This window comes from Bacillus sp. BS98 (assembly GCF_008432245.1).
Lineage (GTDB): Bacteria > Bacillota > Bacilli > Bacillales > Bacillaceae_G > Bacillus_A > Bacillus_A toyonensis.
Genome location: NZ_CP043830.1, coordinates 4,092,228 through 4,105,470, shown reverse-complemented (window position 1 = coordinate 4,105,470; position 13,243 = coordinate 4,092,228). Strand labels below are relative to the sequence as shown.

The 13,243-nt window shown below is 37.2% G+C and carries 13 protein-coding genes; all 13 read left to right on the top strand.

Going from position 1 to position 13,243, the window contains the following annotated elements; all coding sequences use genetic code 11:
- Window positions 1-15: 15 nt before the first annotated feature.
- Window positions 16-1,851, top strand: coding sequence for a chaperone protein DnaK (dnaK, locus tag F0362_RS21280; protein WP_000034693.1), 1,836 nt, complete (start codon window positions 16-18; stop codon window positions 1,849-1,851).
- 204 nt (window positions 1,852-2,055) lie between these two features.
- Complete coding sequence (dnaJ, locus tag F0362_RS21275; RefSeq protein WP_000043956.1) at window positions 2,056-3,162, top strand: chaperone protein DnaJ; 1,107 nt, start codon at window positions 2,056-2,058, stop codon at window positions 3,160-3,162.
- 28 nt (window positions 3,163-3,190) lie between these two features.
- On the top strand, window positions 3,191-4,129 hold the full coding sequence (gene prmA, locus F0362_RS21270) for a 50S ribosomal protein L11 methyltransferase (RefSeq protein ID WP_000872124.1): 939 nt from the start codon (window positions 3,191-3,193) through the stop codon (window positions 4,127-4,129).
- A 144-nt stretch (window positions 4,130-4,273) separates the two neighbouring features.
- On the top strand, window positions 4,274-5,023 hold the full coding sequence (locus F0362_RS21265) for a 16S rRNA (uracil(1498)-N(3))-methyltransferase (RefSeq protein ID WP_001190170.1): 750 nt from the start codon (window positions 4,274-4,276) through the stop codon (window positions 5,021-5,023).
- Between the two features lie 6 nt (window positions 5,024-5,029).
- Entirely contained in the window at window positions 5,030-6,382 is a 1,353-nt protein-coding gene (gene mtaB, locus F0362_RS21260) for a tRNA (N(6)-L-threonylcarbamoyladenosine(37)-C(2))-methylthiotransferase MtaB (protein WP_000108699.1), read from the top strand.
- A gap of 286 nt (window positions 6,383-6,668) precedes the next feature.
- Window positions 6,669-6,842 carry a 30S ribosomal protein S21 gene (gene rpsU / locus F0362_RS21255; protein ID WP_000048061.1) on the top strand — a complete coding sequence of 58 codons (174 nt, stop codon included), beginning with the start codon at window positions 6,669-6,671 and terminating at the stop codon, window positions 6,840-6,842.
- Window positions 6,843-6,857: 15 nt separating this feature from the next.
- A complete protein-coding gene (locus F0362_RS21250) occupies window positions 6,858-7,301 on the top strand; it encodes a GatB/YqeY domain-containing protein (protein ID WP_000054576.1) in 444 nt (147 codons plus the stop codon).
- 108 nt (window positions 7,302-7,409) lie between these two features.
- Window positions 7,410-7,703 (top strand): sporulation protein YqfC, encoded by a 294-nt coding sequence (gene yqfC / locus F0362_RS21245; RefSeq protein WP_000732262.1) that lies wholly within the window; start codon window positions 7,410-7,412, stop codon window positions 7,701-7,703.
- 176 nt (window positions 7,704-7,879) lie between these two features.
- Window positions 7,880-9,079 carry a sporulation protein YqfD gene (gene yqfD, locus F0362_RS21240; protein WP_000792488.1) on the top strand — a complete coding sequence of 400 codons (1,200 nt, stop codon included), beginning with the start codon at window positions 7,880-7,882 and terminating at the stop codon, window positions 9,077-9,079.
- Window positions 9,080-9,082: 3 nt separating this feature from the next.
- Window positions 9,083-10,042: a PhoH family protein gene (locus F0362_RS21235; RefSeq protein ID WP_000840526.1), complete on the top strand. Its 960-nt coding sequence runs from the start codon at window positions 9,083-9,085 to the stop codon at window positions 10,040-10,042.
- Window positions 10,043-10,227: 185 nt separating this feature from the next.
- Window positions 10,228-12,372: an HD family phosphohydrolase gene (locus tag F0362_RS21230; RefSeq protein ID WP_149889949.1), complete on the top strand. Its 2,145-nt coding sequence runs from the start codon at window positions 10,228-10,230 to the stop codon at window positions 12,370-12,372.
- A complete protein-coding gene (gene ybeY / locus F0362_RS21225; RefSeq protein ID WP_149889948.1) occupies window positions 12,369-12,839 on the top strand; it encodes an rRNA maturation RNase YbeY in 471 nt (156 codons plus the stop codon). Before F0362_RS21230 ends, ybeY begins: the two co-directional genes overlap by 4 nt.
- Window positions 12,836-13,189, top strand: coding sequence for a diacylglycerol kinase family protein (locus tag F0362_RS21220; protein WP_000715513.1), 354 nt, complete (start codon window positions 12,836-12,838; stop codon window positions 13,187-13,189). The genes ybeY and F0362_RS21220 overlap by 4 nt, the downstream gene beginning before the upstream one ends.
- The last annotated feature ends 54 nt before the right edge of the window (window positions 13,190-13,243 follow it).

Sequence of the window (13,243 nt, the reverse complement as noted above, 5' to 3'; positions counted from 1 at the left end):
GTAGGAGGATTCGCCATGAGTAAAATTATCGGTATTGACTTAGGTACAACAAACTCTTGTGTAGCTGTTATGGAAGGTGGAGAACCAAAGGTTATCCCAAATCCAGAAGGAAACCGTACAACACCTTCTGTTGTAGCTTTCAAAAATGAAGAGCGTCAAGTTGGGGAAGTTGCGAAGCGTCAAGCAATTACAAACCCAAATACAATCATGTCTGTTAAACGTCATATGGGTACAGACTACAAAGTAGAAGTTGAAGGTAAAGATTTTACACCTCAAGAAATTTCTGCAATCATTTTACAAAACTTAAAAGCTTCTGCTGAAGCATACTTAGGTGAAACAGTAACGAAAGCTGTTATTACAGTACCTGCATACTTCAACGATGCAGAGCGTCAAGCAACGAAAGATGCTGGTCGTATCGCTGGTTTAGAAGTTGAGCGTATCATTAACGAACCAACAGCAGCAGCACTTGCTTACGGTTTAGAAAAACAAGATGAAGAGCAAAAAATCTTAGTATATGACTTAGGTGGCGGTACATTTGACGTATCTATCCTTGAGTTAGCAGACGGCACATTCGAAGTTATTTCAACTGCTGGTGACAACCGCCTTGGTGGAGATGACTTTGACCAAGTTATCATCGATCACTTAGTAGCTGAATTCAAAAAAGAAAATAACATTGATTTAAGCCAAGATAAAATGGCACTTCAACGTTTGAAAGATGCAGCTGAAAAAGCGAAAAAAGATCTTTCAGGTGTAACACAAACACAAATTTCATTACCATTCATTAGTGCTGGAGCTGCTGGCCCATTACACTTAGAATTAACGTTAACAAGAGCGAAATTCGAAGAGATTTCAGCAGGTCTTGTTGAAAGAACGTTAGAGCCAACTCGTCGTGCATTAAAAGACGCTGGCTTTGCTCCAAGTGAATTAGATAAAGTTATCCTTGTTGGTGGATCTACTCGTATCCCAGCTGTTCAAGAAGCTATTAAACGTGAAACTGGTAAAGAGCCATACAAAGGCGTAAACCCTGATGAAGTTGTAGCATTAGGTGCTGCGGTTCAAGGTGGCGTACTTACTGGTGATGTAGAAGGCGTACTATTATTAGACGTAACTCCACTTTCTTTAGGTATTGAAACTATGGGTGGTGTGTTCACGAAATTAATCGAGCGTAACACTACAATTCCAACAAGTAAGTCACAAGTATTCTCAACAGCTGCTGATAACCAACCGGCAGTAGACATTCATGTACTACAAGGTGAGCGTCCAATGTCAGCTGACAACAAAACATTAGGTCGTTTCCAATTAACGGATCTTCCACCAGCACCACGTGGTATTCCACAAATCGAAGTAACATTCGATATTGATGCGAACGGTATCGTTAACGTACGTGCAAAAGACTTAGGAACAAGCAAAGAGCAAGCTATTACAATTCAATCTTCTTCAGGTCTTTCTGATGAAGAAGTAGATCGTATGGTACAAGAAGCAGAAGCAAATGCTGACGCTGACCAAAAACGTAAGGAAGAAGTTGAACTTCGTAATGAAGCTGACCAACTTGTATTCCAAACAGATAAAGTTGTAAAAGATTTAGAAGGTAAAGTAGATGCGGCTGAGGTTGCAAAAGCGACAGAAGCGAAAGAAGCGTTGCAAGCGGCAATTGAGAAAAACGATCTTGATGAAATCCGTGCGAAAAAAGATGCTTTACAAGAAATCGTACAACAATTAAGCGTTAAATTATACGAGCAAGCTCAAGCAGCTGCAGGGCAAGCAGAAGGTGCACAAGGAGCACAAGACGCTGGCGCGAAAAAAGATAATGTAGTAGACGCTGAATTTGAAGAAGTAAAAGAAGACAAGTAATTTAAGTACAAACATAATAAGTAAGATGACAAAAAGTCAAAGTCAAGCGTGCCTTGGCTTTGGCTTTTTTCATAAATGAGGAGAAATGTGTGAGGATCTTAAGTTTTTTACCTTGCATACTGTAAGTGAGGAAACTTTGTTGCAAAGCACTTTCTTTCGGTGTTAAAATTACGTTTATGTGAAAGATTCGGGGGTTGCAAATTTATGAGTAAACGAGACTATTATGAGGTCCTTGGACTTAGCCAGGGCGCTTCAAAAGATGAAATTAAAAAAGCGTATCGTCGTTTGGCTAAAAAATACCATCCAGACGTGAGTAAAGAAGAAAATGCAATTGAAAAGTTTAAAGAAGTACAAGAGGCATACGAAGTGTTGAGCGATGATCAAAAGCGTGCGCAGTACGATCAATTTGGTCATGCTGGTGCAAATCAAGGCTTCGGTGGCGGAGGAGACTTCGGCGGTGGCTTCGGTTTTGAAGATATCTTTAGTTCGTTCTTTGGCGGCGGTGGCGGCAGACGTCGTGATCCAAATGCTCCGCGCCAAGGTGCTGACTTACAATATCAAGTCACTTTAGACTTTGAAGAAGCTATTTTTGGTAAAGAGTTAAACGTTGAAATTCCAGTAGAAGATCCATGTGATACTTGTAAAGGTAGCGGGGCAAAACCAGGAACTTCAAAAGAAACATGTAAACATTGTTCAGGATCAGGTCAAGTAAGTGTAGAACAAAATACACCGTTTGGTCGTATTGTAAACCGTCAAGCTTGTGGTCATTGTTCAGGAACTGGTCAAATGATTAAAGAAAAATGTACGACATGTCATGGTTCAGGTAAAGTACGTAAGCGTAAAAAAATTAACGTTAAGATTCCAGCTGGTATTGATAATGGCCAACAAATTCGTGTATCTGGAAAAGGTGAAGCGGGCGTAAATGGTGGACCGGCAGGAGATTTATATGTAGTTGTTCATGTAAGAAATCATGAATTCTTCGAGCGTGAAGGTGATCATATTATTTGCGAAATGCCATTAACATTTGCGCAAATGGCACTTGGTGCTGAAGTAGAAGTTCCTACTGTTCATGGGAAAGTGAAGCTGAAAATTCCAGCAGGAACACAAACAGGAACAGAATTCCGCTTAAAAGGAAAAGGTGCTCCAAACGTACGTGGATACGGTCAAGGAGATCAATATGTAGTCGTTCGTGTTGTTGTACCAACAAAATTAAATTCACATCAAAAAGATTTATTACGTGAATTTGCAGGGCAAGAAGAGCAGGATGATAGTTTATTCGGAAAGCTTAAACGTGCTTTCAAAGGGGAATAATGGAAATAAAAAATGGAGTTGGTAAATTGTGAAATGGTCAGAAGTTAGTATTCATACAACAGAAGAAGCAGTAGAAGCTGTCTCTCATATTTTACATGAAGCTGGTGCTAGTGGAGTTGCGATTGAGGATCCAGCAGAGTTGACGAAAGAGCGCGAGCAACAATATGGTGAAATTTATGCATTGAACCCAGATGAATACCCGGCAGAGGGTGTATTAGTAAAAGCATATTTCCCACAAACGGATTCTTTACAGGAAACGATTGCGGGTGTAAAATCATCTATTGATGTGCTTCCATCTTACGACATTGAAATTGGTACTGGAAATATTACCATTAACGAAGTCAATGAAGAAGATTGGGCTACTGCTTGGAAAAAGTATTACCATCCAGTACAAATTTCTGATACATTCACAATCGTACCGACATGGGAAGAGTACACACCATCTTCTCCAGATGAAAAAATCATTGAATTAGACCCGGGTATGGCGTTTGGTACAGGAACTCATCCAACAACAACGATGTGTATTCGTGCTTTAGAAAAAACAGTTCAATCAGGTGATACTGTCATTGATGTAGGAACGGGTTCAGGTGTACTTAGTATTGCAGCGGCAAAATTAGGTGCGTCTTCTGTTCAAGCATACGATTTAGATCCAGTTGCAGTGGAAAGTGCGGAAATGAATGTACGTTTAAATAAAACAGATGATATCGTATCTGTTGGACAAAATAGTCTTTTAGAAGGTATTGAAGGACCTGTTGATTTAATCGTAGCGAATTTATTAGCAGAAATTATTCTTCTATTCCCTGAAGATGCAGCACGAGTTGTAAAATCAGGTGGATTATTCATTACATCTGGTATTATTGCAGCGAAAGAAAAAGTAATTTCTGAGGCGTTAGAAAAAGCTGGATTTACAATTGAAGAAGTATTACGAATGGATGATTGGGTAGCAATTATTGCACGAAATGCGTAATATAGATTTTAGTTTATAATGAAAAGGGGAGTCTCTCACTATAAGGTGAGGGACTTGCCGTTTGTTATATGAAAAATGATAACGTTTCGTTCTTTTCGTAAGTGTTGACTTACGAAAGGAACGAAACTCTACTAAGGTGATTATATGCAACGTTATTTTGTAGAAGAAAAATATGTAAGTGAAGCAAAGATTCGCATTGTAGGTGATGATGTACATCATATTGCGAGAGTAATGCGTATGTCAGCTGGTGATCACATTTATTGCTGTGTAAACGGAAAAACAGCAGTATGTTCAATTGATGAAATTACCAGTGAATTTGTTGAGACAGCTATTGTAGAATGGGTAGAGGCATCGAGTGAACTTCCTGTGTTCGTGACGATTGCAAGTGGACTGCCAAAAGGAGACAAGCTAGAGTTAATTTTTCAAAAAGGAACCGAGCTTGGGGCAGCCGCATTTTTACCATTTCAAGCATCTCGCTCTATCGTAAAATGGGATGCGAAAAAAGCTGATAAAAAAGTTGAGCGTTTAAGAAAAATTGTGAAAGAAGCTGCGGAACAATCGCATAGAAGTGAAGTTCCAGAAGTACATGCTCCAGCATCGTTTAAGCAATTGCTTTCAATGAGTGGTGAGTATGATGTTTGTCTTGTTGCGTATGAAGAAGTAGCAAAACAAGGCGAGAAATCTAATTTTGCGAAAGCTTTAACGACAATGAAACCAGGTCAAAAGCTATTAATTGTATTTGGCCCAGAAGGCGGTTTAGCTGAGGAAGAGATTACAGCGCTTCGTGAACATAAATTTGTACTATGTAGTTTAGGACCAAGGATTTTAAGAACGGAAACGGCACCGCTTTATGCGTTAAGTGCTGCTTCTTATCATTTTGAATTGATGGGGTGATGATCAATGTCAACTGTTGCGTTCCACACGTTAGGTTGTAAAGTAAACCACTATGAAACAGAAGCTATTTGGCAATTGTTTAAACAAGGTGGTTATGAAAGAACTGAATATGAAAAGAAATCTGATGTATATGTTATTAATACATGTACAGTAACAAATACTGGAGATAAAAAAAGCCGTCAAGTAATTAGACGTGCTGTGCGTCAAAATCCAGATGCGGTTATTTGTGTAACGGGATGTTATGCGCAAACATCTCCAGCTGAAATTATGGCAATTCCAGGTGTAGATATTGTAGTTGGTACACAAGATCGTGAAAAGATGTTAGGATACATCGAAGAATTCCGTAAAGAGCGTCAACCAATTAATGCTGTCCGTAACATTATGAAAACACGTGTATACGAAGAACTTGATGTACCATATTTCACGGATCGTACACGTGCTTCATTAAAAATACAAGAAGGTTGTAATAACTTCTGTACGTTCTGTATTATTCCTTGGGCGCGTGGTTTAATGCGTTCTCGTGATGGAAAAGAAGTTATTAAACAAGCGCAGCAATTAGTGGATGCAGGCTATAAAGAAATCGTATTAACTGGTATTCATACAGGTGGATACGGTGAAGATATTAAAGATTATAACTTAGCTGGATTACTTCGTGATATGGAAGCAGAAGTAGGTGGATTAAAACGTCTTCGTATTTCTTCTATTGAAGCGAGTCAAATTTCAGATGAAGTAATAGAAGTGTTAGACAAATCTGAAGTAGTTGTACGCCACTTGCACATTCCGTTGCAATCAGGATCTAATACTGTATTAAAACGTATGCGTCGTAAGTATACGATGGAATTTTTCCAAGAGCGTTTAGATCGTTTGAAAGAAGCGTTACCAGGTCTTGCGATTACATCAGACGTAATTGTTGGCTTCCCAGGTGAAACAGAAGAAGAATTTATGGAAACGTACAATTTCATTAAAGAGAATCGCTTCTCTGAGTTACACGTATTCCCTTATTCAAAACGTACGGGAACACCTGCAGCGCGTATGGAAGATCAAGTTCCTGAAGATGTGAAGAACGATCGTGTTCACCGTTTAATTGAACTATCTAATCAATTAGCGAAAGAGTATGCTTCACGGTTTGAAGGAGAAGTGCTTGAAATTATCCCGGAAGAGCAATTTAAAGATGGCGACCGTGAAGGGTTATATGTAGGTTATACAGATAACTATTTGAAAATTGTCTTTGAAGGGTCAGAAGAATTAATTGGTAAGCTAGTGAAAGTGAAAATTACGAAAGCTGGTTATCCATATAACGAAGCGCAATTTGTTCGTGTTATTGAAGATGATGTGAAAAAAGAATCAGCGAGCGCGTAAAAAAAGCATGCAAACGGAAACGGTTTGCATGCTTTCTTTTTTCATGGAAAAGTTAAGTGTTGAAAAGGTGCAATGATAAAAATATAGTTGTTTTCAGTGGAAAAGGATGATAGCTATTTGCATAGCTTTAAAAAAGGAAGAGCATCTATTCCTCTTTTATTCTGTCAAATAGTTGACCTGAAGTGATAAAATGTATTATAATCGTAAAAGACATGCTGAAGAAGTGTTTCTTTTTGCATGCTGAAGTTAGTATGTAAGTGTGATGTTTCGGAGGGAGGGAAAGAGAATGTCAAAAACAGTCGTTCGTAAAAACGAGTCTTTGGAGGATGCACTTCGCCGTTTTAAAAGATCGGTTTCTAAAACTGGTACACTTGCTGAAGCAAGAAAGCGCGAGTTTTATGAAAAACCAAGTGTAAAACGTAAGAAGAAATCTGAAGCGGCAAGAAAGCGTAAATTCTAAGAGAGGGTGTAAGTTATGAGTCTTCTCGGTCGTTTAAACGATGATATGAAACAAGCGATGAAGAATAAACAAAAAGAAAAATTAACCGTTATTCGTATGGTTAAGGCTGCTTTACAAAATGAAGGTATTAAACTGCAACATACTCTTACTGAAGAAGAGGAATTAACAGTTTTAGCTCGTGAAGTAAAACAGTATAAGGACTCCCTCCTTGAATTTAAAAAAGCTGGTCGTGAAGACCTTGTTGATAAACTGCAAAGTGAAATTCAGATTTTAAGCGCATATTTGCCGGAGCAATTAACTGAAGAAGACCTGATTGATGTAATCAAGCAAGTTATTTCTGAAGTTGGTGCGACATCAAAAGCAGATATGGGTAAGGTGATGACTGCTGTTATGCCGAAAGTAAAAGGTAAAACAGACGGATCACTTGTGAATAAGCTGGTTATCCAGCTATTAGCATAAAAAAACGTCTCATTTCGTATGAGACGTTTTTTTATGCTTTTTTTCAGTTTGGACGTGATATTACAAGCTCTTTTTTCATACATATGGGATGAGAGGAGGTCTTTTAAGATGAAAAAATTAGAACAAATGAAGAATTGGTTAACGAAGCAAATAGACCTGCCAGTGGATGTGCTAATGGATCTACCTCGGATCACGCTTGTTGGGCAAGTGCATATCTATATAGAAAATCATCAAGGTTTATTAGTGTTTTCAGATAAAGAAGTAAGATTGTTGCTAAAACATGGTCAATTATTAATTAAGGGGCAATCCTTCGTTATTAAAACAATCCTTCCAGAGGAGCTTTTGCTTGAAGGGATCATTGAGCAAGTGATGTTTTTAGAAAGTGAAAAGCAAAAGGAGTGAGGGAAACTTCCGTATGTGAAGTTTTTCTTCTTTATTCTCGTGATTCGACCTTACTATTCAGTTATCTCGCTATTTATGGGCAGTAAAACTCTTTATTTCATTTTCGTACGAGCTATTTTGCTAATTAAAGTGAAAAGTAGTATGTCTACTTTTTGGAAAGGTAGTGGAGGTAGTAGATGAAAAATAAATGGTTTATAAAGTGGCTTGGATATGTAAAAGTACGAATTGAAGGTAGAGGAGCGGAACGGTTCGTTAATGAATGCGTACGTAGAAAATTATTAGTTTGGGATGTTAAGAAGATTGCTGATGAAACGTTAGTTTTTTGTATGTTGTTACGCGATGTGAAAAAATTAAAACCAATTTATAGAAAAAATGAATGTAAATTATATTTCATTGGACGCTACGGTTTTCCTTTTTGGAATAAGCGTTTAATTAAAAATAGTGGATTTTTAATCGGTTTTTTAATTTTCTTTTTTGGTATGATTGCAATGTCAAATATGGTTTGGAAAATTGAGATTACAGGAGCGAAACCTGAAACAGAATATATATTGATGAAAGAATTGGATAAAATGGGTATTAAGAAAGGAAAACTACAGTTTCAAATGCCTAGTGTAGAAGATGTGCAACGCCATTTGACGGACAATATTAATGCGATTACTTGGGCGGGGCTGGAAGTAAGAGGGACCACCTATCATTTTAAAATTGTGGAAAAAAACGAGCCGAAAAAAGAAAAGGAACAGCATCCACAAAATTTAGTGGCAAAAAAAGAAGCAATTATTACAAAAACGTTTGTAGAGGTTGGGAAACCAGTCGTTATGAAAAATGACCATGTTGAAAAAGGACAACTTCTTGTATCAGGTGTATATGGTAATGAGGAAAACCCGTCAGTTGTTTCGGCGAAAGGCATTGTATATGGAGAAACTTGGTATACATCCGAGGTGAGTGTGCCGCTGAAAACACAATTTCAAGTGTATACTGGTAATGCGTATAATGAATACTTTCTTAAGTTTGGGAGTGCAAAAATAAAAATATGGGGATTTCAACATGATAAGTATAAACGCTCTCGTACTGAACATGTAAAACATGATGTGAAATTATTTGGTTTTACATTACCGATTGCATATGAAAAAGATATTGTACGAGAAGAGGAAGAAGCGAATCGAGAATACACAGAAAAACAGGCATTGAAAGTAGCGAAAGAGATGGCCGAAAAAGAACTAAAGAAAAAATTGGATGAACATGCTATGATTGTAAGTGATAAGATTTTGAGTAAAGAGGTTGAGGCGGATCAACTAAAAGTTACATTGCATTATACTGTAATTGAAAATATTGCAGAGTCACAACCGATATCCGAATCCGATATTCAAGGAGACTGAGTAATGGCAGAACAATTAGTAGAAATGAACCAACAATTGGAAAATACTAACGAAGCAATCGCTCTTTTTGGAGTCAATGATGCTCATTTAAAAGTAATGGAACGAGAACTTAATGTATCTATCGTAACTAGAGGTGAAACAGTTCATGTGTCTGGGGCAGATGAAAACGTGACACTCGTAGAAAAAATCTTACAGCAATTACTTGTTGTTATTCGTAAAAGTGTATCCATTACAGAAAGAGATGTTGCGTATGCAATTCAGCTCGCACAACAAGGGAAAATTGCTCAATTTGAAGAGTTATATGAAGAAGAAATTTTTAAAACGGCAAAGGGTAAATCTATTCGTGTAAAAACAATGGGACAAAGACGATATATTCATGCGATGAAGAAGAATGATATTGTATTTGGGATAGGACCTGCTGGAACTGGAAAAACGTACTTAGCTGTAGTAATGGCTGTAAGAGCGTTAAAACAAGGGTATGTAAAGAAAATTATTCTAACAAGGCCTGCTGTAGAAGCTGGAGAGAGTTTAGGTTTTTTACCAGGGGATTTAAAAGAGAAGGTAGATCCATATTTACGTCCATTGTATGATGCACTGCACGATATTCTTGGACAAGAATATACGCAGCGTATGATGGAGCGAGGTGTAATTGAAATCGCGCCTCTTGCTTATATGAGAGGGCGTACGCTTGATGATTCATTTGTTATTTTAGATGAAGCGCAAAATACAACTGGTGTCCAAATAAAAATGTTTTTAACAAGATTAGGTTTTAGTTCTAAAATGGTTATAACAGGGGATCCTTCGCAGGTAGATTTGCCAAAAGGGGCAAAATCAGGTCTTTCTATTGCTACAAATGTTTTATCTGGTGTATCAGGACTTTCGTTCATTACATTAGAGCAAAGCGACGTTGTGAGACATCCGTTAGTGCAACGTATTATTGAGGCGTATGATAAAATGGAATGATCCTATTTGTCAGGATCATTTCTTTTTGTATGATAAGGTTGGCGAATAGCAATTTTTTTACTATCATGAAAGAAGAAGAGTATAAGCGATAAATGACGTATGATTCTAAAAGTGTCGCTTGTTAGAAGAAACGAAAGCTATAAATAGTTTCACTTTATTTCTGGAGAGGAGAAGGTATTGAAATCATGTCAAGATCTCAAGAAATTTCTAAGTGGTTTCGTAATTTACAACATTCGAAAAAACTAAGTTGGATTTCTTACGTTTTATTAGGAGCAGTGCTGTTTTTTGCACTTATGAATAATGTAAAACCAGAGCAATTAGATGTTACAACATATTCTATTGCGAAAAAAACAATCCATTCTCCTATTAAAATTGAAGATAAAGTTACAACGGACAAAAAGAAAAAAGAAGCCGCTACAAAAGTTGAAGATCAATATACATATAAAAGTGAGTATAAACAAAATAAAGTGGATATTGTGAATGACGTCTTTGCTAAAGTAGATGAAGTGATACAAGAGATTAAAGCGGTTGGGCCGGATGAGCAAAAAAAGATTACTGATGCTGAAAAAGTGGACAAGTTGAAAAAAAAATTGCCTACTGATTTAACGAAAGAATTATCTGATTTAAACTTACTAAACTTAATTAATGCAGATTCGAACCAATTAGTATTAGCAAAAGATGCAGCAGTTACAGCTATTAATAGTATCATGACTGAGCATATTAAAATGGACGAATTGAAGGATGCGAAGGAACGATATGTAAGTGAGATGAATAGTGTTAATGTTGATAATGGTTTAAAGGAATCTATTAAGGCGTTAGGGAAATATGCGATTTCTGCAAACTATTTTTATGATCCGACCTTAACAAAAGAGAAGAGAAAAGCGGAAGAAGATTTAGTTCCACCTGTTTATATTCTTCAAGGGCAAGTCCTTGTTAGAGAAGGTGAAACGATTTCAAGTGATATGTACAATCAGTTGAAATTAGTTGGTCTGTTAGAAAAAGGGAACAGTTTTCAACCCTATGTTGGATTAGCGGTACTCATTGGTGTGCTATTGTACTTTATGCATAAGCAATTTGAAGTATTTTTACAACGGAAAAGGGAAGATAGACCGTATATTTTAGCGTACATTACCATTTTGTCGATCACGATCGTTTTAATGAAAATCATTAGCTTGTTCCAAAAGCTTGAATATGCAGGGATCGCGTATGTCGTTCCAGTTGCAATGGGAACAATACTTGTAAAACTAATGATTGGTGATCGATTTGTTTTTTTAACAAGCATGATTTTTTCTGTATGCGGAAGCATTATGTTTAATGAAGGAGTAACGAGCACCCTGAATTATAGTGTGGGGATCTATGTGTTACTAAGTTCACTATCAGTTAGTATTTTCTTGAGAGAAAAAAATCGTCGTACGATGATTTTACAAGCGGGTATACTCGTTTCTGTGTTAAATGTGGTCGTATTGGCAGCGTTATTATTGTTGCGTAATGGGAATTTTTCGCCTCTTGAAATTGGTACACAATTATTGATGGCTTCTGTTTCAGGGATTATCTCTTCGGTGTTAGCTATGGGGATTTTACCATATTTAGAGAGTGGACTTGGCATTGTATCAAGTATGAAGCTTATGGAACTATCAAGTCCAAATCATCCGCTTTTGCGTAAGATTTTGCTAGAAGCGCCAGGGACATATCACCATAGTGTAATGGTAGCGAATCTTTCTGAAGCTGCTTGTGAAGCAGTCGGGGCAAATGGTGTATTAGCCCGTGTAGGGGCGTATTATCATGATGTAGGAAAAACGGTACAACCACAGTTCTTTATTGAAAATCAGATGGGGATTGAAAACCCACATGATAAACTCGCCCCTGTAACGAGTAAAGATATTATTATCGCTCATGTAACGGACGGGGTGAGGATGCTAGAAGAGTACCATATTCCGCAAGAAATTATTGATATTGCTGGACAACATCATGGTACAACGTTACTTAAATATTTTTACTATAAGGCGATTAAAGAAGATAAAGAAAAATATACAGAAGAGATGTTCCGTTATCCAGGATCCAAAGCAACTTCTAAAGAGTCGGCGATTGTTGGTATTGCTGATAGTGTAGAGGCCGCGGTGCGTTCTATGAATCATCCAACGCCAGATCAAATTAATAATTTAGTGCAAAGTATTATTAAAGATCGTTTGCAAGATGGACAATTTAGTGAATGTGATTTGACATTTAAAGAGCTACAAATCGTTGAAAAAACGTTATGCGAGACGTTAAATGGTATTTTCCATTCGCGTATTACATATCCGGAACTACCGGAAGAGAAGGAGAAAGAATGAGTTTATTAATTGGTTTTATTGATGAAACAGAAGAAGTGAAAGACGATTATATAAGTTTGATTCGAGAGCTGGTAGAGAAAGCGGCTCAAATGGAAAACATAGAAGAAGGGGCAGAATTATCGGTTACGTTTGTAGATAATGAACGTATTCGTGAAATAAACCGTGATTACCGAGATAAGGATCAGCCTACGGATGTTATTTCTTTCGCTATGGAAGAAATGGGAGAAGGTGAAATGGAAATTGTCGGTGCGGAGATGCCACGTATGTTAGGAGATCTTATTATTTCTATTCCAAGAGCGAAAGAGCAAGCTGAAGAATATGGACACTCTTTTGATAGGGAACTTGGGTTTTTAGCGTTACATGGCTTTTTACATTTGCTTGGTTATGATCACATGACAGAAGAAGATGAAAAAGAAATGTTTGGAAGACAAAAAGAAATTTTAGAAGCATTTGGATTAGGACGATGAAAAAAGGAAAACTTTTAGATAGTTTTGGATATGCTATAGCTGGTATATTCTTTTGTCTTCGTCATGAAAGAAATATGAGAATTCATTATTTAGCCGCAGTCATTGTTATATGCTGCGGCTTTTATTTCCATATTACGAAAATAGAGTGGGTGGTATTACTTATTGTGATAGGGATTGTAATGGGTTTAGAGATGGTAAATACGGCTGTGGAAAAAACAGTAGACTTAGTGACTGCTGATATACATCCATTTGCGAAAATTGCAAAGGATGTCGCAGCAGGAGCGGTTTTACTCTTTGCAGTTATAGCCGTTATAATTGGTGCTATTATCTTTGTACCGTATGTGGTATAGTTGCATTCCGAAGCTTTTATTAAGCCTAGGAAGTGCTATAAAGGCCTTTAGTGA

Coding starts and splice junctions, on each gene's coding strand:
- rpsU (WP_000048061.1), top strand. CDS start 6,669: ATGTCAAAAACAGTCGTTCGTAAAAACGAGTCTTTGGAGGATGCACTT.
- mtaB (WP_000108699.1), top strand. CDS start 5,030: ATGTCAACTGTTGCGTTCCACACGTTAGGTTGTAAAGTAAACCACTAT.
- yqfD (WP_000792488.1), top strand. CDS start 7,880: ATGAAAAATAAATGGTTTATAAAGTGGCTTGGATATGTAAAAGTACGA.
- yqfC (WP_000732262.1), top strand. CDS start 7,410: ATGAAAAAATTAGAACAAATGAAGAATTGGTTAACGAAGCAAATAGAC.
- F0362_RS21265 (WP_001190170.1), top strand. CDS start 4,274: ATGCAACGTTATTTTGTAGAAGAAAAATATGTAAGTGAAGCAAAGATT.
- F0362_RS21250 (WP_000054576.1), top strand. CDS start 6,858: ATGAGTCTTCTCGGTCGTTTAAACGATGATATGAAACAAGCGATGAAG.
- F0362_RS21230 (WP_149889949.1), top strand. CDS start 10,228: ATGTCAAGATCTCAAGAAATTTCTAAGTGGTTTCGTAATTTACAACAT.
- dnaK (WP_000034693.1), top strand. CDS start 16: ATGAGTAAAATTATCGGTATTGACTTAGGTACAACAAACTCTTGTGTA.
- F0362_RS21235 (WP_000840526.1), top strand. CDS start 9,083: ATGGCAGAACAATTAGTAGAAATGAACCAACAATTGGAAAATACTAAC.
- dnaJ (WP_000043956.1), top strand. CDS start 2,056: ATGAGTAAACGAGACTATTATGAGGTCCTTGGACTTAGCCAGGGCGCT.
- ybeY (WP_149889948.1), top strand. CDS start 12,369: ATGAGTTTATTAATTGGTTTTATTGATGAAACAGAAGAAGTGAAAGAC.
- F0362_RS21220 (WP_000715513.1), top strand. CDS start 12,836: ATGAAAAAAGGAAAACTTTTAGATAGTTTTGGATATGCTATAGCTGGT.